This is a genomic window from Pinibacter aurantiacus (assembly GCF_019130065.1).
Classification (GTDB): domain Bacteria; phylum Bacteroidota; class Bacteroidia; order Chitinophagales; family Chitinophagaceae; genus Pinibacter; species Pinibacter aurantiacus.
Genome location: NZ_JAHSPG010000003.1, coordinates 392221 through 417538, shown reverse-complemented (window position 1 = coordinate 417538; position 25318 = coordinate 392221). Strand labels below are relative to the sequence as shown.

Annotated in this window: 25 protein-coding genes; 15 read left to right on the top strand and 10 right to left on the bottom strand. The window is 40.6% G+C overall.

The window, feature by feature from the left end:
- Positions 1-23 precede the first annotated feature (23 nt).
- Positions 24-434 carry a hypothetical protein gene (locus tag KTO63_RS07595; RefSeq protein ID WP_217790630.1) on the top strand — a complete coding sequence of 137 codons (411 nt, stop codon included), beginning with the start codon at positions 24-26 and terminating at the stop codon, positions 432-434.
- Positions 435-443: 9 nt separating this feature from the next.
- Here the strand turns inward: KTO63_RS07595 and KTO63_RS07590 are convergent, their stop codons facing one another.
- The 4 genes from KTO63_RS07590 to KTO63_RS07575 all read right to left on the bottom strand — a co-directional run bounded on the left by KTO63_RS07590 (position 444) and on the right by KTO63_RS07575 (position 3223).
- On the bottom strand, positions 444-971 hold the full coding sequence (locus KTO63_RS07590; protein ID WP_217790629.1) for a DUF922 domain-containing protein: 528 nt from the start codon (positions 969-971) through the stop codon (positions 444-446).
- A gap of 35 nt (positions 972-1006) precedes the next feature.
- Complete coding sequence (locus tag KTO63_RS07585) at positions 1007-1327, bottom strand: hypothetical protein (RefSeq protein ID WP_217790628.1); 321 nt, start codon at positions 1325-1327, stop codon at positions 1007-1009.
- A gap of 180 nt (positions 1328-1507) precedes the next feature.
- Positions 1508-1771 carry a zinc ribbon domain-containing protein gene (locus KTO63_RS07580; RefSeq protein ID WP_217790627.1) on the bottom strand — a complete coding sequence of 88 codons (264 nt, stop codon included), beginning with the start codon at positions 1769-1771 and terminating at the stop codon, positions 1508-1510.
- A 117-nt stretch (positions 1772-1888) separates the two neighbouring features.
- Positions 1889-3223 (bottom strand): DUF2252 domain-containing protein, encoded by a 1335-nt coding sequence (locus KTO63_RS07575; protein ID WP_217790626.1) that lies wholly within the window; start codon positions 3221-3223, stop codon positions 1889-1891.
- 113 nt (positions 3224-3336) lie between these two features.
- Here KTO63_RS07575 and KTO63_RS07570 point away from each other — a divergent pair, with 113 nt between their 5' ends.
- Positions 3337-4104 (top strand): DUF3575 domain-containing protein, encoded by a 768-nt coding sequence (locus KTO63_RS07570; protein ID WP_217790625.1) that lies wholly within the window; start codon positions 3337-3339, stop codon positions 4102-4104.
- Positions 4105-4245: 141 nt separating this feature from the next.
- Here the strand turns inward: KTO63_RS07570 and pckA are convergent, their stop codons facing one another.
- Entirely contained in the window at positions 4246-5850 is a 1605-nt protein-coding gene (gene pckA, locus KTO63_RS07565) for a phosphoenolpyruvate carboxykinase (ATP) (protein ID WP_217790624.1), read from the bottom strand.
- 366 nt (positions 5851-6216) lie between these two features.
- Here pckA and KTO63_RS07560 point away from each other — a divergent pair, with 366 nt between their 5' ends.
- The 7 genes from KTO63_RS07560 to KTO63_RS07530 all read left to right on the top strand — a co-directional run bounded on the left by KTO63_RS07560 (position 6217) and on the right by KTO63_RS07530 (position 12537).
- Positions 6217-7506, top strand: a complete 1290-nt coding sequence (locus tag KTO63_RS07560) for an aminopeptidase P family protein (protein WP_217790623.1) — start codon at positions 6217-6219, stop codon at positions 7504-7506.
- A 111-nt stretch (positions 7507-7617) separates the two neighbouring features.
- Positions 7618-7980, top strand: coding sequence for a four helix bundle protein (locus KTO63_RS07555; RefSeq protein WP_217790622.1), 363 nt, complete (start codon positions 7618-7620; stop codon positions 7978-7980).
- A gap of 51 nt (positions 7981-8031) precedes the next feature.
- The gene (locus KTO63_RS07550) at positions 8032-8793 is read left to right on the top strand and encodes a CDP-alcohol phosphatidyltransferase family protein (protein WP_217790621.1); all 762 of its coding nucleotides are present in this window, start codon (positions 8032-8034) and stop codon (positions 8791-8793) included.
- Between the two features lie 44 nt (positions 8794-8837).
- Positions 8838-9083 (top strand): phosphoribosylformylglycinamidine synthase subunit PurS, encoded by a 246-nt coding sequence (purS, locus tag KTO63_RS07545; RefSeq protein WP_217790620.1) that lies wholly within the window; start codon positions 8838-8840, stop codon positions 9081-9083.
- Between the two features lie 127 nt (positions 9084-9210).
- Complete coding sequence (gene rsmI / locus KTO63_RS07540; protein ID WP_217790619.1) at positions 9211-9879, top strand: 16S rRNA (cytidine(1402)-2'-O)-methyltransferase; 669 nt, start codon at positions 9211-9213, stop codon at positions 9877-9879.
- A 179-nt stretch (positions 9880-10058) separates the two neighbouring features.
- A complete protein-coding gene (locus KTO63_RS07535) occupies positions 10059-10514 on the top strand; it encodes a PepSY-like domain-containing protein (RefSeq protein ID WP_217790618.1) in 456 nt (151 codons plus the stop codon).
- Positions 10515-10614: 100 nt separating this feature from the next.
- The gene (locus KTO63_RS07530) at positions 10615-12537 is read left to right on the top strand and encodes a M1 family metallopeptidase (RefSeq protein WP_217790617.1); all 1923 of its coding nucleotides are present in this window, start codon (positions 10615-10617) and stop codon (positions 12535-12537) included.
- Between the two features lie 453 nt (positions 12538-12990).
- Here KTO63_RS07530 and KTO63_RS07525 read toward each other — a convergent pair whose 3' ends face one another.
- Positions 12991-13647, bottom strand: a complete 657-nt coding sequence (locus KTO63_RS07525) for a response regulator (protein WP_217790616.1) — start codon at positions 13645-13647, stop codon at positions 12991-12993.
- A gap of 256 nt (positions 13648-13903) precedes the next feature.
- Here KTO63_RS07525 and KTO63_RS07520 point away from each other — a divergent pair, with 256 nt between their 5' ends.
- From KTO63_RS07520 to KTO63_RS07505, 4 genes are all read left to right on the top strand, one after another.
- Positions 13904-15643: a hypothetical protein gene (locus KTO63_RS07520; protein ID WP_217790615.1), complete on the top strand. Its 1740-nt coding sequence runs from the start codon at positions 13904-13906 to the stop codon at positions 15641-15643.
- 12 nt (positions 15644-15655) lie between these two features.
- Entirely contained in the window at positions 15656-16417 is a 762-nt protein-coding gene (locus KTO63_RS07515; RefSeq protein ID WP_217790614.1) for a hypothetical protein, read from the top strand.
- 91 nt (positions 16418-16508) lie between these two features.
- Entirely contained in the window at positions 16509-16871 is a 363-nt protein-coding gene (locus KTO63_RS07510; RefSeq protein ID WP_217790613.1) for a hypothetical protein, read from the top strand.
- A 75-nt stretch (positions 16872-16946) separates the two neighbouring features.
- A complete protein-coding gene (locus tag KTO63_RS07505; protein ID WP_217790612.1) occupies positions 16947-17588 on the top strand; it encodes a hypothetical protein in 642 nt (213 codons plus the stop codon).
- A 33-nt stretch (positions 17589-17621) separates the two neighbouring features.
- Here the strand turns inward: KTO63_RS07505 and KTO63_RS07500 are convergent, their stop codons facing one another.
- Genes KTO63_RS07500 through KTO63_RS07485 form a run of 4 tightly spaced genes read right to left on the bottom strand, consistent with a single transcriptional unit; the run spans position 17622 to position 21502 of the window.
- Positions 17622-18965 (bottom strand): energy transducer TonB, encoded by a 1344-nt coding sequence (locus KTO63_RS07500; protein ID WP_217790611.1) that lies wholly within the window; start codon positions 18963-18965, stop codon positions 17622-17624.
- Between the two features lie 31 nt (positions 18966-18996).
- Positions 18997-19725, bottom strand: coding sequence for an RNA polymerase sigma factor (locus tag KTO63_RS07495; RefSeq protein ID WP_232373072.1), 729 nt, complete (start codon positions 19723-19725; stop codon positions 18997-18999).
- An 8-nt stretch (positions 19726-19733) separates the two neighbouring features.
- Positions 19734-20378 carry a 16S rRNA (guanine(527)-N(7))-methyltransferase RsmG gene (gene rsmG, locus KTO63_RS07490; protein ID WP_217790610.1) on the bottom strand — a complete coding sequence of 215 codons (645 nt, stop codon included), beginning with the start codon at positions 20376-20378 and terminating at the stop codon, positions 19734-19736.
- Positions 20369-21502, bottom strand: coding sequence for a glycosyltransferase (locus tag KTO63_RS07485; protein ID WP_217790609.1), 1134 nt, complete (start codon positions 21500-21502; stop codon positions 20369-20371). The genes rsmG and KTO63_RS07485 overlap by 10 nt, the downstream gene beginning before the upstream one ends.
- 265 nt (positions 21503-21767) lie before the next feature.
- Here KTO63_RS07485 and KTO63_RS07480 point away from each other — a divergent pair, with 265 nt between their 5' ends.
- On the top strand, positions 21768-22511 hold the full coding sequence (locus KTO63_RS07480; RefSeq protein WP_217790608.1) for a hypothetical protein: 744 nt from the start codon (positions 21768-21770) through the stop codon (positions 22509-22511).
- Between the two features lie 38 nt (positions 22512-22549).
- Positions 22550-25312 (top strand): TonB-dependent receptor, encoded by a 2763-nt coding sequence (locus tag KTO63_RS07475; RefSeq protein ID WP_217790607.1) that lies wholly within the window; start codon positions 22550-22552, stop codon positions 25310-25312.
- Positions 25313-25318: the final 6 nt, after the last annotated feature.

Genomic DNA, 25318 nt, shown 5'->3' with positions numbered 1-25318 from the left:
AATTCGCCCCTACAAGACCCAAAATGAAATTTATCTTCATTCTCTGTTTATTATTTTTTTGTGGTATTGTTACTGCACAAAAGAAAACCGTTCCTGTCAATAAAGTTTACACAAAAGTAGATGTGGAGGCTGAATTCAAAGGAGGTGCATCTGTGTGGGCAAGGTTTTTAAATAAAAATCTGCAAGTGCCTAAAAAGTGTGTTGACAATGATGAACTTGACAATTTTCCAAGCGCCATTACATTTATTGTAAGAAGAAATGGTTCGGTGGATTCTATTAAAACAAACAGAGAAGATGGCAGTTGTTGGAATAGTGAAATCGTTCGTTTCATAAAATTAACCGACGGTATGTGGAACCCTGCTTTGATACATGGAAAAGCAGTGGATAGCTACTATAAGCTGGCCAATATGTGCGTGAAATTTGAAACAGAATAAACAATTATATCAATACCCTGCATACGCCTGGTATTCCTTCAAATCTTCGGAGATCCTATGTGACCATCGTTGCTGTGCATCTTTAATGAGCGAATGATCGGTTTCGCTGTCGTATTGTTTTTGCACCTGCTCATGTTCTGTCATGATGCGCTGATAAATATCGGGCAGATCTTTACCAACCGTCTTTTGGTTAAACTTGTATTCTTTCATTGCTTTGTTCAACTTCCTCGCATATAGTTCCGAGATATCAAAGTGTACTTGTTCGTGTGCCAGAACGTAGTCGTTTTTTACACGCATCCATGATTTTGATTTATCGAAAAAGCAATTGATTTTATAAGTGAACCCGCTTGAATTATAGCCCATGTCCATTTTAATAGAAGTGTTCGTTAAGGCGGCATTGGTATAAGATGGATCTATGGGAGCCTTAAAGTCTTCCACTGTTATTTTTTTTACCGCATTCCAGCGAATAAGGTTGCCGGACTGAGCCTTTGCATACGATAAGGATAATAGAAGAATAAAAAGGTGGGCTATTTTCATTCTACAATTTAAAAAAACGATTTCTTAAATCAGTGTTAAGTAATATCAATCTCGTTTGTCAAAATGCGGGTGATGATTGGGCGACTAACCTCGTTTTTGTTCGGCTCCTGGAATCTCGCTCTTGCATTGGTAGACAAAATTCTTCCCCTGTCATAAAAAAAGAAAGGTAAGCTATTGATAGCAAGCTTGCTATCGAGGAGTTCATTGCAAAGCGCCAGCAAAGATTTGCCTTCCTGCAATTTCAAAAAATGGTAAAGTATGGTTAACCAAAAAATAGTTAACGTTTCATGGTATCCGCTGTCACCGGTATTTTCCGTGCCTACTGCAAGGTTATAGGACACAATTCCCGAACGCATTCTGCAAATGGATTCATCTAAAGTAAAATTGTGTAGATGCCAAAGGCCCACGGTTAAATGCGCGGCATGGCTCCAAGCGGATTTCGGAAGCGTTTTATTATTGAACTGTTCAACGAGTTGCTGAATTTCTTGTTCGGATGAATAGTGCAATGAAACTAAATTTGAGAGTGGAGATTTGGATTATTGTTTCCAACGTTTCAACGATGGAATTCCTTTTGTAAAGAAGCCGGCAATAAATCCCGGAAATCCCATTTGCTTTAGCTTTCCTTTTACAAAAGACTGCATTTCGGCAGCAGTAATATTGGGTTGTGTGAATTTCCCGTTTTCAAAACAATAGCTGCAATACATCGTACTTTTTGAACCGTCTGCATTTGAACCACCGCCTTTTGGGTCTCGTTTTAGCGGCATTCCGCAGCTTTGACAATTTTTGTAAACCTCTGCCATAAAAACTGATTGAAAAATGAAATTAGAAAAGGTTATCTAAACTAGTATTTTTTTAGAAATTATTTTGGGCAAGGCAGTAGGAGATATAACGGAGATCTATATCCCATATGTATTGCATCAGCCCTTTTCAACAGCCAGCCTTCCTGCTTTTATTTCTTTCAGAAAGTTTTCATAATCTCTATCCGTTTGGTCTGCATAAGCGGCGGCGAAATTGCTTATCGCTTCTTCAAAAGCTTCACTTTTGCCCATGTACGAACTGATGATTGCCGAGTTGCCTGTTTTCGCATGTGCACGTGCAAGCATGCGTCCGCAAAGGCGTGCATAAGCCTCGAGCAATGCTTTGTTGAAGTGTTCTATGGTTGGGGCAATTTTACGGTCCCTTAACTGTCGCAAATAAAAATGCCTTCCCGCGGGCCCAATGCTCCACCCAAGGAATATGTCGCTTGCAGCCTGTACCAATCGCTGGCCTTCAACTACCCGTTGCCCCTGGTGTAAATATTTGCTGAGCTGGGTATAAGGTTCCAGTACGCTTTGTCTTGCTTCTTTTACTTGCAGGAAAAGTGGTTCTTTTTTATCGTTCATCAACAGCACAACGTAACATCTTGTTCCCACACTGCCAACGCCAACCACTTTAAGCGCCACGTCAACTATTTCATATTTTGTTGCCAGCCATTTACGGTCGTGCTGCAGCGTGTCGAAATAATAGCTCATGAATGACCGCATGTATTCCTTGTCTTTTTCCACATCAAAAGTGTGATAGATAAGCGGAGGCTGATCAGTGATTTCAAGTTTTCCGAAAACCTCTTGTGTGATCTTGTAAAACACTTTTTGAGGAGTTTCCTTATGTGCCCTTGCAATGGAATCATCCAGGAAATCTTTAATGGTTTCGTTCTTTGTTTTGCTTGCAAGCGTTTCAATATCAAACTTCATATACCACAGGTCCAGCATACTCATTTCTGAAAAAAGAAACATGTGCCTGCGATAGGATTGTGCCACTGTGTATGCCAGTTCCTGTCCATCAATTTCTGCAAGATTATTATTTCTTCCGGCAAGCACAAAACTGGTGGCAAGGCGCTTAACGTCCCACTCCCATGGGGCCGGATGCGTTTCGTCGAAATCATTCGCATCAAAAACCAATGTTCTTTCCGGTGTGGCAAAGCCCCCAAAATTCATGATGTGACAATCGCCTATGGCCTGCACATTGATTCCCGTATTTGGCATATGCGATAGATCATAAGCCATGATAGACGCAGTTCCCCTGTAGAAGGCGAATGGCGACGTGCTCATGCGTGCGTGACGAATAGGAACGAGGTCCTGCAGGCGGTCATAGTTTGACTGCTGTATAAAACTTAATATCTCAGGCCGGTCTTTGCTGGTAGCAAATTCGCCCTGTGATTTCCTGCTAACTTTTTTTCGGATCTGTTTGCCCTCCGTAACTGTATTTTCAGGCATGGTAAATGGCTGTTTCACAATAGATAACAGAATGCACACATTAATGTTTAGATAAGCCCCGCGCACGCCAAACTTAATCCGTTATTGCTTTGTTATTTGGTAAACGACTCGTGATGAAAAGCAATACGCCGATCCACCTCATAGCCAGTCTTGTTTTTTTGCTTTTGGTAAATGTAAACAATGCATTTGCCCAAAAAAATAATGATTCAACTTACTACAAGAATACTATCAAGTTCAATATCACCAACTGGATATTGTATAACAATGTTTTTATGTTTAGTTACGAACGGAATGTGTCCGAGCATCAAACTTTTTCTGTCACAGGAGGATATGTTGAAATGCCTGTATTTCTCCCGAATCGTACAGGCGTAAAATACAATGGAAGTATTTCAAAAAGTGGTTTTACTATTGGCGGCGATTACAGATTTTATCTGCCGTTTGAAAATAAATTTCCTGCGCCGCATGGTCTTTATATCGGCCCATACATCAGCTACTATGATTTTAGAAGCGAGCGACATATGGAATACACCGATACCACAGGCAGCACATCTACAGCCATTATAAATTCAAAAATTAATGTTGGCAACCTCGGAGTACAATTAGGGTATCAATTTATTCTGTCCAGGCGGATTACCATTGATCTTACTTTGTTCGCTCCTTCCTTTTCCCGCTATGGCATACACCTTGACGCCACCGGTGCCTTGAGCGATCATGCTAAAGAAATAATTTATAACGATGTGTCGCAAGCTATAATTGACAAATTCCCTTTGCTGGACAAGTTATTGACGGATAAACACGTCGATGCATCCGGAAGCAGAAATGCATTGGCACCGGGTCTTAAATACTGCGTATATGTGGGCTACCACTTCGGGAAACGCTAGACGTCCATGTTTCACGCGGCCGAGTAAAGACTCGCTGCGTCGTTGCTTCGTTGCGACCGCCGCGTGAAATACGTTTTGGGTTGGGCATAAGAAAGCCCGGGCTTTGGGCCCAGGCACATCTTATTTAACCCTACAACCAACTTAGACAGCTTTTGGCGCGGCTTTCAGAATTTCCTCTGATACGCCGGCTTCATATTTTTCAAAGTTTTTGACAAACTCTAATGCCAGAGCATTTGCCCTTTCATCATAAGCTGTTTTGTTGTCCCATGTGTTACGAGGATTTAATATGTCAACGGGTACATTTGGACAGCTTAATGGCATTTCGAAGCCAAAAACAGGATCTGCTTCAAAATTTACTTTATCCAGCTCGCCTTTTAACGCGGCCGAAATCATTGCACGAGTGTAAGAAAGTTTCATGCGGTTACCAACTCCATAACTGCCGCCTGTCCATCCCGTATTGATCAGCCAAACTTTTACGTTGGTTGATTTCAATTTCTCACCCAGCATTTCTGCATACTTTCCCGGATGTAGTGGAATGAAAGGAGCGCCAAAACATGCGCTGAATGTGGACTTTGGCTCGGTAATGCCTGCTTCAGTTCCGGCAACTTTTGCAGTATAGCCGGAAATGAACTGGTACATAGCCTGCGCGGGGTTGAGCCTTGAAATAGGCGGCAACACACCGTTTGCATCGCAGGTTAAAAAGAAAATGTTTTTAGGTTGATTTCCGATAGAAGGCTCAATGGCGTTGCTTATATAAGACAGCGGATAAGAAACCCGAGTATTTTCAGTGATGCTGGCATCATCGTAGTTAACGGTGTGTGTGCCTTCGTAAAAGTTGATATTTTCCAGTAGCGCACCTTCACGTACGGCATTAAAAATTTCAGGCTCTTTTTCTTTAGAAAGACCAATGCATTTTGCGTAGCAGCCACCCTCGAAATTGAAAACGTTTTTGTCTGACCACCCATGTTCGTCATCACCGATCAATTTTCTTTCGGGGTCGGCACTCAAAGTCGTTTTACCTGTTCCGCTCAGGCCGAAAAACAGCGCAGTGTCGCCATTTTCACCCATATTGGCAGAACAATGCATGCTCAAAACGCCTTCCTGCTGCGGTAAAACGTAGTTAAGAATAGTGAAAATACCTTTCTTGATCTCTCCCGTATAACCGGTTCCTGCGATGAGAATGGTTTTATGCTTAAATGAAACCACAGCAGCATTTGACTGGCGTATTCCACACTCCGTAGCGTTGAGTTTCAACCCGGGAGCATTAAGAATTGTCCACTCAGGCTCAAAGTTTTCCAGCTCCTGCTCCGAAGGACGCATGAACATGTTGTACGCAAACAGATTAAGCGCCGGTGTTTCGTTTACCACCCGGATCGATAATTTATACTGAGGATCGGCACAGGCAAAGCAATCTCTTACCCAAATGTCTTCGCGGCCATTCAGGTAATGCATGATTTTTCCGTAAATAACATGAAAGTATTTTTCCTCGATAGGCTGATTGAAACCACCCCAATGAACTGTGTCGGCAGTGAGTTCGTCGCTAACGATGAATTTATCTTTAGGGCAACGTCCGGTAAATTCGCCCGTTTTGATTACCAATGCCCCGTTATCTGCAAGTTCACCCTCATCACGTTTTAAAGTATCCTTTACAAGTTCGTCGGGTTGTAGCTGATAGTGAATGTTATTTTGAAATGTAAGGCCAATCTTTTTAAGGCCTTTGATGGGCATGGCAATCGTTGAAATCATATGGCTTAAATCTGTGGTGAAGGACAAAACTAACGGTTGTTAGCAGATTCGGTATCTACCCGTGATGTATAAAATTTGACCCTTATAGGGTCGGCATTGTCTTTTTTTTAAAATAAGACCTGATTTTCTGTAAATAATTTAAAAGCAATCATTTGAACATTAGACAAATTGAAAATTTTTAAATTTTTTCACTTATTGACAAACCGGCTTTTTTCGGGTGTGAAGCGTGAAAAATGTACGGTGTACGATGTGCGATGAACGAAATTCGTTCAGATGGGACGCTCTAATAGCTTCCGTACATCGTACTTCGTACTTCACACATCTTCCTTACTTTTACGCATTCTTTTACTTTTTCAATAGATTTTAATGAAATACAAGCCTTTAAATGCAGAGATATTCGTACAGAATCGTAAACGTTTTGTAGAAAAAATGGAAAAGAATGCGATTGCTATTTTCAACAGCAATGACGAATTGCCTTCGAATGGTGACGCATTATATGGATTTAAGCAAAATTCAGATCTATACTGGCTTACAGGCATTGTGCAGGAAGACACAATGCTGGTGCTGTTTCCCGACAATCCCGATCCAAAATTCAGAGAAGTATTGGTGCTTGTAAGGCCAAACGAACTAAAGGAAAAATGGGATGGACACAGGTTAAGAAAAGAAGAGGGTACAGGCATTTCCGGCATTCAAACCATCGTATGGCTGGACGTGCTGGATGGTCTTTTACAACCATGGATACACCTTGCAGATGCTATTTATCTGAACACAAATGAGAATGACCGCAAGTCAAACCTGTTGGCGGTTAGGGATTACCGTTATATATCAGAAATGCGCAGTCGTTATCCATTGCACAATTATAAAAGAAGCGCAAGAATTTTGAAAGATCTGCGTGCCATCAAAACACCACTTGAAGTGGAAGTGATGCAGGAAGCGATCGATATTACTGAAAAAGCATTTCGTCGTTTGCTTGGCTTTATTAAGCCCGGTGTTTTTGAGTATGAAATAGAAGCTGAACTGGTGCATGAATTCTTGCGCAACCGCGCTACTGGCGAAGGTTACGGAAGCATTATTGCCAGTGGCGACAGAGCCCGTACATTGCACTACGTGAACAATAACCAGGAGTGTAAAGATGGCGAATTGGTATTGATGGATTTTGGTGCACAATACGGCGGTTACAATGCAGATTTGACCCGCACAGTTCCTGTAAATGGTAAGTTCACCAAGCGCCAGAAAGAAGTTTATAATGCATGTCTTGATATTCACAAATACTGCAAAAGCATTTTAAAACCAGGCATTACACTGCTTGATTATACAGATAAAGTGGGTGATGAAGCAACCAAACAATTCCTCAAACTAGGTCTGATCACTGAAGCCGATGTGAAGAATGAAGACCCTGAAAACAGGGCATACAGAAAGTATCTGTATCACGGCATTTCACATCATCTTGGAGTGGATGTACATGATCTTGGAACAAAAACAGAGGCTTTGCAAGAAGGCATGCTGCTAACTATCGAACCAGGCATCTACATTGAACAAGAGCAAATGGGTATTCGCATAGAGAACAACGTTTGGCTCACAAAAGACGGCAACATCGATTTGATGAAAAATATTCCTTACGAAGCGGATGAAATAGAGGCGTTGATGAAGAAATAATAACTGAATAACTGAGTAACTGAATAACTGAATGGTTGCGGATGTGAAGGGTTAAATGATCTGATACTTACCAATTGAACAAATAAATATTGGATCATTAAACGTGTAAGAATGTCAGCTTATCAGTTTAGAGATGATTTGGCTCAAAGAACAAAGTTATTTGCTATAAGAGTAGTTCGACTTTTCAGGGCTTTGTCGAAAACGGCAGATGCACAAATCATAGGAAAACAATTGTTGCGATCGGCGACATCAGTTGCGGCTAATTACCGCGCTGCTTGCCGATCGCGCTCTTTTGCTGAGTATCACAGCAAATTGAGCATTGTTATAGAAGAGACAGATGAAACAATGTTTTGGTTAGAGATTCTGTGGGAAACTAATATTGTTAAGCAGGAAGTACTCCAAGGCTTATACCTAGAAAACGAAGAAATTTTAAAAATCATGTCAGTAGCTCGCAAAAACTCAAAAAAGTCATAGTTTCACGACTCAGTTATTCAGTTAATCAGTTATTCAGTTATTAATTATTGTATGAAGCAAATTCCTAACCTATTCACGCTGCTCAATCTTTTCTTCGGTTCCCTGGCTATAATCGTTACACTTCAAAATGGGATCATTATTACTACTGACAGTTATGGTGCACAGCTCGTTGATTTACCAGAGAAGATTTGGTATGCTTCTTTGTTTATCGGACTGGCGGCAGTGGTAGATTTTTTTGATGGGTTTGTAGCAAGATTGCTGAAAGCATCCTCTGCAATGGGTAAGGAACTTGATTCTTTGGCGGATGTAGTGAGTTTTGGCGTAGCTCCAAGCATGATCTTGTACCAGTTTTTGCGCTTAGGCATTGCTAAAGAAGAAAACGGTTTGAATGTTTCTATCATTTGGTTGTTGCCTGCTTTGGTGGTGGCTAGTGCAGCTGCTTACCGTTTGGCAAAATTCAATATTGATGACTCACAACAGTATGGCTTTAAAGGAGTTCCAACGCCTGCAATAGGCTTGCTGATCGCATCTTTCCCTTTAATTCTCGTTAATTCCGGCGAAACAGTTGCTTCTCTTTTACTCAATAAATGGGTGATTTACGCGATCATTGCCCTGGTAAGTTATCTGATGGTTTCCAACCTGCCGATCATGGCTTTGAAGTTTAAAGATTACAAACTGAAAAGCAATATGCCCAAACTGATCTTGCTTTTGCTGGCCGTGGTTTCAGCAATATTCTTAAAATGGCTGGCAATACCTGTCATGTTTATTCTCTATATCATCTTATCTTTGGCCCTTCCAAAACAACAGGCATAGCTTGTTGCGGGGAAATTTTCTAAAAAATCGAAAACCAGAATACAATGACTTTTTCAGTACAGGTAAAAGTAATGCCCCTAAAAGATTTGCTAGATCCTCAAGGTAAAGCCGTTATGGGTGGCTTAAACAATCTTGGCCTAAAAGGAATTAATGACGTAAGAGTAGGCAAACACATTACGCTGCAAGTAGACGCCGCTAACGAAGACGAAGCGAAAAAAATCGCTGAAGATGCGACTAAAAAACTACTCGCTAATCCTGTAATGGAATACTTCGAAATTTCAGTAAACTAAAATTTCAATTTGAAAATTTGAGAATTTGAAAATTTGAAAATGCTTCAGGTGATGGAGGCGAACATGTTATCTACCACTCTCAACTCAAATTTTCAAATTTTCAAATTACCTAATTTTCAAATTAACCATGCTCTATCTTGTTCCTACGCCTTTAGGGAATCTCAAAGATGTTACTTATCGGTCGATAGAAGTATTGCAAAGTGTTGATCTCATTTTGTGTGAGGATACAAGAACTTCATCTGTGTTTTTGAATCACTACAATATTCAGAAACCACTTACTCCATATCATCAGCATAACGAACATAAAATTCTGCAGCATCTTATAGAGCAAATGCTGGCAGGAAAAAAAATGGCAGTGATTACAGATGCGGGAACGCCCGCTATTTCTGATCCTGCGTTTCTACTGGTTCGTGAATGCGTTCGCAACGATATTAAAGTAGAATGCCTTCCCGGCGCTACAGCCTTTGTCCCCGCCCTTGTTAACAGCGGACTTCCCACTAATCGTTTTTGTTTCGAAGGATTTTTGCCTTTAAAAAAAGGCCGTCAAACTGCACTGAAGCAGCTGGCCGAAGAAGAGCGCACCATGATCTTCTATGAATCGCCCATGCGACTGGTAAAAACGCTGGAAGATTTCATTCAGTATTTTGGTGCCGACCGCCAATGCTGCGTTAGTCGTGAACTTACCAAGATGTTTGAGGAAAACAAGCGCGGCAGCTTACAGGAAGTCTGTGATCATTTTAAGCAGAAAGCGGTGAAGGGGGAGATTGTGGTGATAGTGGCGGGAAAGGTGGAATAATTGAAAATTGAAAGTTGAAAGTTGAAAATGAGGGTGTCTTAATGTTATAGACTCTTTAAAATTTGAATCACCATTTTCAATTTTCAACTTTCAATTTTCAATTAAACTAATTTTCCACTTTCAATTAAACTACCTTGGTGTAATTTTTGTCCAAAGAAAAATCTAAACAAAATTTCTGTATGAAAACTGGAAAAATCCTGAGCTTTATTTTGGCAACCGTATGTATCCTATCTGCAAACTCAACGTTTGCGCAGTTTCGTAAAATACCGGCAGAAGTTACTGATGCTTTTTATGCCAAGTATCCGGTGGCAAAAAAAGTAGAATGGAAAGACAAACTAAGTTCTTTTGTGGCAACATTTAGCCTCGGGGGCGAATCACACGAGGCCCGTTTTACCAGCAAAGGCATTTGGGAACAAACAGAAACAAAACTTGAAGAAAGTAAAATTCCTTCCGTTGTGAATGATGGGTTTTCAAAAAGCAAATATTCCGATTGGGAAGTGAAATACGCATCCGAAATCAAATTGCCCGGCGATTCAGTTAACTACAAAATGATCGTGGCAAAAAGCGGAGTTGAAAAAATGAACCTGACTTTTAACGAGAAAGGCAAGTTACTAAGAGATAGTAGAACACTTTAAGTTATAAGTTTTAGGTTGTAAGTTATAAGTTAGAAGGTGCCCTCAGCACTTACAACTTATAACTTACAACTTACAACTCACAATAAACACCCTAATTATAATGAGAAAATTCTTCCTCCTGAACATCGGGTTCGTTCTGATGTGTTCATTGGCTTTTGCTCAGCCAGACAGATGGCAGCAAAGAGTGAACTATAAGATGAACATCGATATGGATGTCAATACCAATCGTTTTACCGGTACGCAAAAACTGGAATACACCAACAACTCTCCGGACACTTTGTACAAAGTGTTTTATCATTTATACTTTAACGCATTTCAGCCGAACAGCATGATGGATATGCGTAGCCGCGAGCTGGGCAAAATTGTCGTAAGGCAAGATGCAAAAGGCAACGATGTTCGCGATTGGGATAGCAGGGTAAGGGATCGTATCGCAAACTTGAAACCCGATGAAATAGGCTATCAGAAAGTACTTTCACTGAAAATGAATGGCATCGCGCAGCCTTATAAAGTAGATGAAACCATTCTGGAGGTAACGCTTACAAAACCAATTTTGCCAAAAAGCAAAGTGGTTTTTGATATGCAGTTCGAGGCGCAAGTGCCACTGCAAATTCGCCGTAGCGGAAGAGATAATCCAATGACGGGCGTTCGCTACTCGATGAGTCAATGGTATCCTAAAATGAGTGAATATGATTATGAAGGCTGGCATCCTACGCCTTACGTGGCACGTGAGTTCTACGGTGTTTGGGGCGATTATGATGTTACTATTTCTATCGATAAAAAATATGTTTTAGGTGGAACAGGCTATGTAATAAATGGCAACCAGATTGGTTATGGTTATGAAGATGCAGGGGTGAAAGTGATACAGCCTGCAGGCAACAAGCTAAGCTGGCACTTTGTGGCACCTAATGTTCACGACTTCATGTGGGCAGCAGATCCTGAATACAAGCATCTTGTTAGAAAAACGGCTGACGGTGTTACCATCAACGTTTTGTATAACTATAAAGAAAATGACACAGCAAATGATGCAGCATGGAACAAAATAGCTGACGCTGCGGTATTTGTGTTGCCTTTTATTGAAAAACATTTTGGAAAATATCCTTACAAGCAATATTCGTTTGTGCATGGTGGTGATGGTGGCATGGAGTATCCAATGTCAACGTTGATCTCCAGTCCTAGCATTGGAACAGCTTTTCATGAGTGGATGCACACGTGGTATCAAATGATGATGGGCACAAACGAAAGCCTGTATCCATGGATGGATGAAGGTTTTACTTCGTGGGCAGAAACAGTCGTGAGTCAGTATTACGAAGAACAGACAACAGGCAATGGCGCTGCAACAAAAAATGAATTGGCTGCAAATACTGTTACACAGAACATTCACAAGGATGCTTATGCAGGTTATTTCGCATTGGTAAAAAGCGGAAGAGAAGAGCCATTAACTACACACGCTGATCATTTTGAAAGCAATTTTGGATATAGCATTGCCTCTTACTCAAAAGGTGAAGTGTTTATGGAACAGCTTGGATACATTGTAGGTGCGCAGGTGAGAGATAAAATTTTGCTGAACTACTACAACGACTGGCACTTCAAGCATCCCAATGTAAATGATTTCATACGCGTTGCAGAAAAAACAAGCGGCATGAAACTGGACTGGTACAAAGAGTATTGGGTAAACACAACAAAGACGATTGATTACGGTATTGATAGCCTTTGGGAAGAGAATGGTAAAACAAAGATCAGGCTTTCGCGAATCGGTAAAGTTCCAATGCCAATTGATCTTCAGCTAACATTTAAAAATGGTAGTAAAGAGATACAATATGTGCCGATGTATTTGATGTTTGGTGAAAAACCAGCAGAAGACAATACACCAAGAGTTGTAAATGAAGCGTGGAAATGGACGCATCCGACTTACGTGGTTGAAACCAATCACAAGATCACCGATCTTAAATTGGTAGTGATAGATCCATCGGAGAGAATGGCAGATGTAAACAGAAGAAACAACACGCTACAATTAAACTGGTAACAGCGAACTACATAAATAGAAAGGCCCGCCCGGATGAATCCGGTTCGGACGGGCTTCGACAAGCTCAGCGTGACACTCTGCTTATGCTGTCAGGCTGAGCTTGTCGAAGCAAAAAAGTAAAAGTCATCCCGATTGGTCTGCATTGTTTTGTTTGACCAATCGGGATGACTTTTTTTATTGAAAAAACCAGGGTCAACTATTGATGTGTAAACATAGAATTGTGACGGGAATAAATAAGCCACTCTAGGAGCGGCTATTAAAAACTACTTTGAAGTAATCCAGCATTTGTAATGCTTTGAGCGTTTTTTAGGGATAATCGAAAGGTAAGGTTTCAATGATTAACAATATTTGCTTTAACATCCCGACGGAAGCAAAGGTCATTGTAATTTCTATTGCAAACAATACCCACTTAGTGGTAGTTTTTATAAAAAATCGTTAATGCAATCGGTTAATTTATCTGCCATAGTATTTGTTCACGGCTTCGATTCGGCTATTTACGTGAAGCTTCTCGTAAATATGGTAAACGTGCTTTCGTACAGTTTCGTGGCTGATGCCGAGCTGCACACCAATTTCTTTATAGAGCATTCCTTTGGAGAGAAATTTCAGGATTTCTTTTTCCCTGTTTGAAAGTGCGTCGATCAGGTCGTCGCTGCCTTCGGCTGTTGCTGCTACAGCAGCTGGTTTGTTCTGGAATGCAGCTACTACTTTCCTGGCGATGAGGCTGCTCATGGGAGCACCACCTTCTTTGAGTTCCTTTATGGCTTCGAGTAGTTTTCCGGGAGCAGTTTTTTTCAGAATGTAACCATTTGCTCCTGCGCTCAATGCTTCAAAAATTTTATCGTCCTCCTCGTACACCGTACACATCATGAAAAGCATATCGGGATTAAGAGGCTTCAATTTTTTTACACATTCAATGCCTGTCATTCCACCGAGGTTGATGTCCATTAGCACGACTTCGGGCTTCAGATCGGGTAGTTTTTCCAATGCTTCTTCACCATTGCTGAAGCTTCCAATCAGGTCGTATCCATCCGCCATATTAATGATCTCCTCAAGTGCCAGGCGAATATCATTCGTATCATCTACAATGCATACAGAAATGTTTCTATTCATACGGCAAAGTTGAGATTATTCTGTTGTCAAAGCAATACCACAAATCGGTATTTAATGCCCGCAAAGGTTTAGTCTTACGGTTTCCAGTAAATAAAGCCCCGGGCGAATTTATATTTTCATATTTCTTCGAATCAGAAGATAGAATTTCCTTAGAGAAGGCAACCTCATTCTTGCCTGTTGCCCATTTATACCAATAACATCTACTTCCTGCGGGGACATATGTCCTACTATTTTTTCACCTTAAAACTTTATTAGTATGCGGAGACTCCTCTGCTGTGCAGGAATTGCATTGCTGTTCATTTTCAACGGTTGTAAAAAGCAGGAAAAACTGCAACCGGAAAGCGATTCGTTAATCAATACGAAGTTTTTTTCAACATCTCAATCCACTACCGAACCCGTTAAAAGAGTTGTGGCATTCCTTAAACAAAACAATGATGCCCACAACTACATTGCAAACCTTGTAAAAAATGAAGGCTATGCTTACTGGAATAATAGTACTATTTCAATACAAGGGAAAGACACTACCATTCTTGTACCACTCGTTCCTGAAGAGGAAGAATATGTTGCTTCTTTCATTTTAGCAAGGCTAAACGGCGGCGCGAGTGTGCGGGTGATAAGTGGCAGAGAGTATGCGAAATATGGCTATGGCCACAGCACAGACTCCATTAATGCTCAATACATAGCCAGAAAGCTGATGTATTTTGATAATGCCATTTTTGGCGACACACTTTTTAAGGTAACAGATAAAGCGATTTTTGGTGCTGATCCCAAAGATTCGAGCTATTACCATTTTAAACTGCTGAAGCAGGATAGGCGTGTGCAAACCAATTACGTTCCTGCAACTCAAATCTCGTGCTATACCGTTACCCACGGAGATGGGTGGCTTACTGGAAATGCGCCCGGACAGACTCCGGATTATTATTATAGTGATTATTATTGCGATGCCAGGACAATTTATGTAGAAGAGCCCAACGCTTACCAATACCCTGTTTATGTAACACCGCCGTCCAGACCTTCCACCGGCGGCAGTAATGGCGGTTCTCCCGTAACTCCTGTTAAAACGCTTTGCCGGGACGCAAATGGCAAAATCATGGCATGTAATCCACTGGTACTTGCTCCTAACGAAGTAGATAATCTTCTTAAGGAACTTTTTAATGTAACGCCCAAAGACATAGCTCCCAATAAATGGTATTTCTATTCTTCTGTGTTTGGTTGGACGGAAACGAAGCTGCCCATAAGCGGAGTATTTAATGAGAGCGTTCAGAATGCTGCCGGATATTACAGTGGCAATCAGGTGTTGCAGTTTTTGCAGAAGGCATCTGAGAATAAAACAAGAAGGGAGAGAGAAGAGCAGGTATATGAATGTTATAAGGCGGCCTATGAGTGGGCGAAGGCGAGCAACCTCTTTGGGTTAATGTATGAGATGAGCCCAGTAAAGGCTATATACGATGGTTCCATTGCATATGGCGACGGGCAATATATAGCAGGCACTATACTGGTCGCAAGCGGTACTGTGGATCTGGGGCCATTATTTAAGGCAGCCAAAAGTTATGCTCAAGTTGCCACGGAGATGGCTGCAAAGTTTACAACGGCAGAGCTTTGGGCAATGGAAGGAAGGATGACTCGCGTACGTGGCATGCTAATGGAAGCTAAACAAGCCGTTAGATTCACCTCGAAAGGATATAAATGGATGGGAGAAGTAAATAAGTATTTTCGCACCATAGACTTTTACGAGCCCAAGCTACAAAAAGCGATTAGTTATAAAACGGTTAATGCAAAAGTTAACTTTGATTTCAAGGATATCATTGACAATATCACAGTTCTAAAAGGTATAAAAGATGCAGGTAAACATGCTTCTGATGGCATAGAGCTAGTAATTAGAGACGTTGAATTGCACATTGATGTACCAAAAGGATATGATCAAAAAGTATTAGATAAAGTTAGAGATGCTGCGAAAGACAGAGGAATAATGGTAGTAATTACTGAAGTTCCATAAATAAAAATAACTATGCACGTTGGATTAAAAATGAGTTACGTTCGTCAGTCGATGAATGGTGTTTTTTACAAACATCTATATGATAAATATATCAGGTTTGAGCCTTATGCTTTTAATAAGAGTGGAAAAGGTAAGGAGTGGAATGCCGCCAAACATCCAATAATGATTGACAAATTTAATTTCGGAGAGGATCTTGGCATTCTTGATAAAAAAGGTAATATTTTCTCTGTGGGTGAAACCGGAGCTCGTACTCCTTATCAAAGTATTCTTATTGAACAGCAAAGTGATATTTTTTTTCCTACAGAAGCGGAAATTGAAGAAACTATCAATTATTCGGCTCACTTTGTGTCGGCCTATTTATATAATGGAGAATATGAGCTAGTGCAATCAAGTGTCTCAGAAACACTTTTTATGAGTCGTGGAATTTCGCAGGAAATATTAGACACATTAAAGCATGTTCCCTATCAGTTAGGTATACTGGATTACAAGAATTATGACATTCGGTTTAATCCGGGGCGTATGATATTAATGGGGCATAGCTGGCAGATGGCGGCTTGGAAAATGTGGTTTGGCGAACCTTTTTTTAAACTGGTGCCAAAGGAAAAGTTGTTAGCATTTCCGCATGCGGTTGAAGTAAAAGAGCTTCCTGCCGGACAGGTGTATGTACATCTGTTTGATAAAGTAGAAGAATCACACACGCCCGAAAGTCGCTTTAGGCAATGGGAGTGGCAAAAGTGGCTGGACTTTGATAAATTGCAGGAATTGTATCCTTAGAAGTTTCTTTGGGTTAAAAACTAGCATTGGTGCCAAGCCAATACTTGCCAGTTTTTTAATAAATAAATTAATTTTTGACATGGGTTATGACATGAGTATCATTAGGAGAAATAATTGGGAAGATTTTTCTGAAGATAGCAACATTAGCTTGCAGGAGTGGCTTGATTATGTTGCCTCCGACAATGAGTTCTTAAAAGTAGATGAAACAATATTGTATCCATTTGATCCGGAAGAAGACTGGCGATGGAATCATCCGATGATTGAGGATAAAAAATTTGGACTACCAATACTTTCGTATAGTAAAACATTTAAAATGATTTCTATAAAAAATCCGGATTATTGGATGATAGAAAAAATGATTGCCATGGCAAAACAAATGAATGCAAGAGTTGTAGGAGAGGAAGGTGAGTTTTACGACGAAGATTTTTTGCAAATGATCGCTCCTGATGAATAATTGTCAAATTACAACAGGCGTCGATCAAGAACTTACCTTTTTTAATCAATCAGTATTGGATTTTGAATGTACAATATGAATAGAGAATTGCTCGAACAGAATATAGAACGCATCGAACTGCTTAAGTATGTAAAGTCCGAACAAAGAGGGGATGTTCTGGAAGGCTTAATAAATAACATTGTCAACAAGAACGCATTTTTTTTCTCTTACGCCGAATTTGAAAATATAGATGGCCGCCTATTTAGTTTCGACGCAGAGGAACTGGTGGAAGGTGGGGCGCTTGATTTGTTCAATGAAATGCGTCCTTATTTTGAAAAAGCAGGATTAAAATTGAATAATGTGGAGCAGGCATTTGATTGTTCTTCCAAAAAGGTTATTTACAATCTGAAAATAAATAAGTATACCTGCAATCTTGCAAAAGGTCCTTCATCCTTTTTGCTCGTCTATATTTTTCTTACAGCGAAGTATGCTATGTTTTTGAACAAGATTTTGAGAAAGAATAAGGTTAAGGAAAGAATTTATTTTATGAACGACTCGGCAAGTGATACTCAAATTGCATTCCTAACGCCCAAACAAGCGAAGTTTATCAATTCATTAAAACTAAATCCCAAGGATGAAGTATATAAGTGGAATTATTGGACAGCTTGCAAAATGATATTTGAAGGTGTGGGGTTTATCTTTAAGATTTTATTTCGCAAGAAAAGAGTTGAGCAATAATAAACAAAGAGTTTTTGTTCCGACAAAAACTCTTTAAAACTTTATCGTCAGCCTCACCTTCTTCTTTTTAGAATTGGCTTTCCAGCCGGGGCCTTCTTTAATGATTCTGATGGCTTCTTTATCCGCAGCGTCTGTAAGAGACTTTTCAACGACAATATTGTTTGGCTTTCCTTTTTTATCGATGTCAAAACGTACAACGATTTCGCCGTCAATATCCGGGAATGTTTCTGTATTTCTTTGAACGTAATTGTAGTAATCTTCCCAGCCGTCTTCCGGCGCGGGTTGTAAGGTATCAACAGGAGAAACAGCCGCTGCTCTTGCGCGTGCAGATTTCTTTTTGGAGCCATATCCCACCACCACAACATCATTTAAAGCGGAAGTGCTTTCTTCCAGTTTAATATTGTTCTGCGTGTTGGCATTTAAAGCCACATTGGCGCTTACATAGCCGATAGAATTGATAGAAACGGAATCCGATTTTGTTGCTTCCGAAGCAGGTAAAGAGAAGAATCCGTTTTTGTCGGACACCGTTACATTGTTGAGATTGTTGGCTTTTACAACCGCGCCTGCTACCGGTTCGTTTTTACTGTTAGTGATCCTACCGGAAATATTGTTGTTTAGCGTGCTAAAGTTTTGTGCAGTGGCCGTCAGAGGTTCTTTCTCAACGTTGACGCCACTTACTTTACCCCTAAGCATATTTGCCACGGGAGATGATTTTTCTTTTTTAAGATCATCGTTATCAGAAAATAGTTCTGCAAGCTTTGCAGAATCGCTTACAGTGGGTGGAAGAGACGGCTCATCTGCGCTGGTAATGCTTTGCGTCTTAAACTGAAACGCAGGGGCAGGAATGGCCCTAAGCTTTTCAGTATTGATTTTTGCAATCACCGCTTGTTGACGATTGACATTTACGTCTGTCGTTTTTTGCTCAGCTTGTCTGTTGAAATAATTTGTTGAAGAGTCCTTTGCCGAAACGACCACCGTATCTTTTTTAAGTTCGGTTGCTTGCTCTTTGTTCGCAACAGTTTTTGTTTGTGCGACTTCCCTATTTTTCTCAGGAGAGAATACAAAATAACTCAGGGTGCCAAGGCCGCCAATAATGATCAGCGCTGCGGCGACTCTCATCCAGCTTTGTTTGAAAAGAGGCACGGCTTTCTTTTCATCCTTTTCAGATGCATTCAAATTCTTGCGCAACCATTCGATGTCGTTAGCAGCCGTTTGACTGTTTACAGATGAATAGCCTTCCAATGCATCTGCCAGAAAAGGATCATCGAGAGATGCCTTTTCCAATGCGTGCATTTCGCGTGGAGACATTTTTCCGCTCCAGTAGTTGCGAATGTCTTCCGCAGTATAAGTTTTAATATGGTTATTATTGTCGCTCATAACGAGTGTAATCTCAATTACACCTGTTGTTTTATTTAGTGTTTATGTTTGCCATTTTTCCTTCCATACAGATCTTCAGATTGCGTCTTCCGTTTTGTATAAGGCTGCGAACTTTGTTCCATTCGTAGCCGGTTATGGCTGCTATTTCGTTGTAACTTTTGCTCTGTAAGTAAAATAGTTCTACACTTTGTTTTTGCTCAACCGCAAGCGTCTTCAGGCAGTCTTCCATTTGAACAAATTGGTCCTCTTTATCCCATGCACTCTCAGGATGCGATACTTGCTCCGATTGCATAAATGAATCATCAATGCTTACGGTTATTTTATTTTTTTGGCTGCGCAAATACATAAGACAATGATTCTTAGCCACTACATACAGCCAGCTCCTGAAGTTGTCGATAGTATGTTTTTGCACCTTCGCCGGTAATTCGCCGTAAATATTCATCACCGCGTCGCGGGCAATTTCATGATCGCCAAGATACTTTACGCAAACGCCATATACAAGCTCCATGTATTGCTGGTAGAGGTGCGCAAGGATCTCCGCATTTCCGGTGCGCTTGTATTGCGCCAGGAGGTCTGCATCAGAACCTTCAATAGGTGATATTTTCTTTAAAAAAGCCAAACTGTGATTGATACGGAAAGATAGTGTTTTGCCGGAAGAAAACCAGCAGGATGGAGGAAGGTACGAAGTACGATGTTCGGTGTACGAAAACCCGTTAGAGTGATACTCCATAATAACTATCGTACAGCGTACATCAAACATCGTACACTTTAATGCGGCACATTCACAATAAACTTCTCCTTAAAAAACTCTTCTTCAAAGATGTCGTCTATTGGTACAATGTGAGGACGAAGGCCGCTTTCATGAACTTCCTGTGCAAGATCGCCGCCTTTGAGACAGATAAGTCCGGAGGCGCGTATAGAATCATTTTCGCCGGCAACGGCTGCTTTATTTTTCTTCATCAACGGTTTGCCCCACTGCCACAGATCTCTTAGTGGAGCTACGGCACGGGAAACCACGCAGTCAAATTTCCTGTTCTTTATTTCCTCAACACGCGTGTGCTGAACTGTTACATTTTTTAAGCCGATTCCCTCTGCCACAGCTTCAACAACCTTCAACTTTTTATTGATACTGTCTACCAGGTGAAACTGTACCTCCGGAAAGAAAATAGCCAGTGGAATGCCCGGAAAGCCGCCACCGGTGCCGAGGTCAACAACCTCGTACCCCTTAGGAAAATCAAAAACCGCAGCGATGCTTAATGAATGCAATACGTGTTGCTCGTAAAGGCTTTCGATGTTCTTTCTGGAGATGACATTTATTTTTTCGTTCCACTCTTTATATAGTTCTCCCAATCCTTCCAACTGTTGTAATTGTTGGGGAGTGAAGTCGCTGAAATATTTTAATACTAGTTCCATGAAGTTTTCGGTTTTTTCCACAATGCTGGTGCAAAGATGCAATAAAACAAAAACATCCAGAGATCAAATAACCACCACAGTGGCCAAAGATCTTTTTCGTTCAATTGCTTCATGGCCTTATAATAAATAAAGCCCTGCGAAATAAATCTAAGCGCGAAAATACCGAGCGCCAATCTCCAGTCAAAGAATATAAGCGTCGCAATAAACAAAGGGTAAAATAAAAACTGAGAAGCTGTATACAGCCCCAATAAAAACTTGTGCTTCGGTTTATAATATTTAGCGGTAGAAAAATGCCTGTTCTTTTGACGCATCCAATCGCCAAAGCTTCTCTTCGGTTCTGAAAGTGTAAATGAATCGGGATGAATAACCACCCTGGTATTGGTTTTTGTAGCCACTTTGTTGATGAACAGATCATCATCGCCGCCGGGTAAATGGTTGGTAAACGAAAAACCTTTATTACGCAAGAAGAGATTTTTCTTATAAGAAAGATTTCTTCCTACGCCCATGTACGGCATTCCCGCAATAGCATATGACAGGTATTGCAGCGCTGCATGAAAAGTTTCGAAACGGATAAGTTTATTTAAGAAGCCGGGTCTTTTAAAATATGCGCCATAACCTATTACAATCTCAGTGCCTTTATCGTAGCCATCCTGCATGTGCTCGATCCAGTCTTCAGAAGCAGGAACACAATCGGCATCCGTTAAAAGCAGCACTTCATATTTGGCCTCTTTAATGCCGATAGATAAAGGATATTTTTTCCCCGGGATACCTAAGGCATCGTTTTCCAGGTTTACCGCGTATAAATTTTTAAAAGTTTTCTTGAACTCATCCAGCAAAAATCTTGTTTCGTCCTGGCTGTTGTGATTGACAACAATCACTTCATTGGTAGAAGGATATTTTTGAACAAGTATGCCTGGTAAATTGCGTGTAAGATTTCCCGCTTCGTCTCTTGCGCAAACAATTACAGAAACAGGATGTTGCTGCATGTGCTCTTTGGAAGGCGTTTTATAAAAAGCCAGTTTCCCAAAAAGCCTCAAAATGTAAATAAGCTGTATTAAAGAAATAACACAAAACAAACCAAAAATGACCAACTGCCAGCCTGATTTTGAAAGAAAAATTTCCATGCCTAGGTAATTGCGGGGTTACTGCAATGAGCTGCGAAAATAAGTAGAACCTATTATTTCAAAAGATAAATGATTGGTTAAGGGACATATTTTTTTCATTTAGGACAGGTTGCATGTTTGATCATTCGGTTTCATATCATTTATAAATACTTATCAAGTACTATTTATTACCTGATTAAAGGCTGAACCTCAATGAATTTTTATTATTTTGGAAATCGTTTCATTAAAAAATATTCAATGGAACGATTTAATACCTGCAACACATATGAAAAGTAATCACGCACGGAACTTCCTGTTGTTCTTTTGCTGTTTCTTTTTTTCAACCAGAGCCTTTTCCCAAAGTACTGCGGAAGACAGTATTGCCTACGCGTCGGCTATAGAAAACGCAAAATCAATTTATCATAAAGCATTATATCCCGAGGAAGGATTGTACACGGGGCCGGAGTATTACGGTTATCCATTTCGCTTCCAGGAAGGCCAGCCCTATTATTACAAAGATCAGATGGACACCGGCTGGATTAGATACGAAGGTGTGTTGTATCAAAATGTGGGTTTACGATACGATCTGATCAGAGATCAGTTAATCGTTGTCCAGCCAAAGAACAATGCACGCATTTGTGTCGTCAATGACAGGGTTAACAGATTTTACTTGTTCAATACCACGTTTATTTACCTTAAAACGGATACTGCTAAAGCGGCGATATCTCCGGGTATTTATGCCGTACTCTATGAACACAATGATAACATGCTTTTAAAAAGAAACAGAAAAAAGATAACGGAAGAGTTGACTACTAACGAGGGAATTCTGCGTTACATAAATGATAACAACGCATTCGCCATAAAGAAGGGAAATACATACTATTCCGTGGGCGGCAAAAAAGATGTACTGAGAGTGTACGCAGATAAGAAAAAGCAATTGCAGCAATACATACGGAGGAACAACCTGGACTTCAGGCGGGATCAGGACAACGCACTGGCAAAATCTGTAGCTTATTACGATTCGCTATAATACAACAACATTTACCCAAACCGACCAATTCTGAATAAATGAAATTCTATTTCTGCATAGTAACTACCATGCTATTGCTCACTACTCATTTTGCGATAGCGCAAAAGGAGAAAAAAATGATCACCGGATCATTTGAAGATATGCGGGTTGAGCAATTTTTGCTGGAGTTGCAAAGGCAAACGCACTATCATTTCTACTACGACACTGCACAGCTTGACACCATAAAAATAAATATTTCCGTAAAAAATGAACCGCTTGAAAAAGTGCTGGAGAAGGGACTTGCAAGTACAGAGAATACTTTTTCCATCGACAATAACAACAACGTATTTGTAACGAGAGGAATGCTGGTGAAAACGGCATTGCCGGAAGGATACTTCGATGCGGGCAATCCCAATAAGACGCGTAGCAGCGGCTTGCTGGAGGAGTACCAGGAAACGGAAACAAAACAAAAAGCCATTCTTGAAAATAAGTTGTATGAAGTGGGTGACAAAAATGCAGCCCCTCAGTCTGCCGGCATTAACGTAGCGGGTTATATACGCGATGCAAAAACAGGAGAGCCTGTAGCCGGGGCATCTGTTTTTATCGACAAACCGAGAATAGGAACGTCAACCGATCAATATGGGTATTACTCCATTGTGCTTCCCCGTGGCCGGCATGTGCTGAACATTCAGAGTATTGGCATGCGTGATAGCCGCAGGCAAATAATGGTATACAGCGATGGCAAGATGAACATTGATTTGCAAAGCCAGGTGCTGGCATTGAAAAATGTGATCGTGTCCTCTGCAAAAGCCAGCAACGTAAAGAGCACGCAAATGGGTGTGCAAAGGATAGACATTAAAGCGATCAAGCAAGTGCCGGTTGCGTTTGGCGAAGCTGACCTGCTGAGAGTGGTGCTAACCTTGCCGGGCGTAAAATCGGTAGGGGAAGCGAGCACAGGGCTCAATGTTCGCGGTGGTTCTGCTGATCAAAACCTTATTCTATTTAACGACGCGACGATTTACAATCCCTCGCATTTCTTTGGTATGTTCTCCGCTTTCAATCCGGAAGTAGTGAAAGATGTGGAGCTCTTTAAAGGCAGTATTCCTCCAAAATATGGCGGCAGGCTTTCATCGGTATTAGATATTAAAAGCAGGGAAGGAAATAAAAAAGATTTCACTGGTTCTGCAGGTATTGGCTTGCTTACAAGCCGCGTGAATATTGAAGGCCCGTTGATAAAAGATAAAGCATCTTTTATCCTTGGTGGTAGAACGACCTACGCCAATTGGCTGCTGAAGGCGTTACCAGACCAATACAAAAACAGCAAAGCGAATTTTTATGATCTGAATCTGAATGCAAACTATGAGATGAATAAAAAGAACACATTGTTTGTAACGGGCTATTTTAGTAAGGATCGATTTAATCTTAACAACGATACAACCTACGGTTATTCGAATCAAAACGTATCGGTTAAATGGAAGCACATTTTCAACAATAAAATGAATGCAACCGTTGTTACAGGTTACGATGGATACAAATACAATATCAGCAGCGATGCAAATCCTGTGAATGCATATGATCTTAAGTTTGATATCAATCAGTTGTATTTAAGAGCAGGATTTAATTATTACCTCAACAGCAAACACACACTTGATTTTGGCGGCAGTACGTTGCATTACAAATTGCATCCTGGAAATTTGCAACCGCTGGGCGACAAAGCGATCACCGTGCCGGATGTGGTGCCGGCAGAGCAGGCATTTGAAAGTGCGTTGTATGTGAACGATAAATACAATGTTACACAAAACTTAACCATTGAAGGCGGTGTGAGATATTCTATGTTCAACAACATGGGGCCGCAAACGATCAACAACTATGCGCCCGGATTGCCAAAAACAGAAGATAATATCGTTGACACATCCGTTTATTCAAAGGGGCAGGTGACCAAAACATATCATGGCCCTGAGTTTCGCGTTTCCGCGAGGTATTCAATCACAGATAACCTTTCGATAAAAGCAGGTTATAATACCCAAAGGCAATATATACATATGCTGTCAAACACAACAGCAATGGCTCCTACAGACATCTGGAAATTGAGTGATCCAAATATTAAGCCGCAGTTTGGAGATCAGATATCTTTTGGTATTTACAAAAATTTCAAATCAAATACCATCGAGACTTCAGTTGAAGTGTATTATAAGCACATAAAAGATTATCTCGATTATAAAAGCGGAGCGCAACTGGTGTTGAATCATCACATTGAAACAGATGTTATCAATACAAAAGGTAAAGCTTACGGCGTGGAATTTTTGATAAGGAAAACGCAGGGCAAATTGAACGGCTGGTTAAGTTATACCTACTCAAGAACATTATTGAAAATGGATGACCCAACTGTCGGAGAGCCTGTAAATAAAGGCGCGTTCTATCCATCCAATTATGACAAGCCTCACGATGTGACACTTGTTGGCAACTACAGATTCTCACACCGTTTCAGTACATCGCTTAATGCAACGTATTCTACAGGAAGGCCGATAACCTTACCGACTGGAATATTCTATTACGGCGGTTCTGCACGTACGCTGTATTCAGATAGAAACGCATACCGCATTCCTGATTATTTCCGTATGGACTTTGCTATGAACATTGAAGGCAATCATAAGGTGCATCAAAAAACGCACAACTCATGGACAATCGGCGTATATAATTTGACGGGCAGAAAAAATCCTTACTCTGTTTACTATACATCGGAAAACGGAAAGGTGCAAGGTTACAAGCTTTCCATTTTTGGAAGTGCTATACCGTATGTGAATTTTAATATCAGGTTTTAAAAAAAG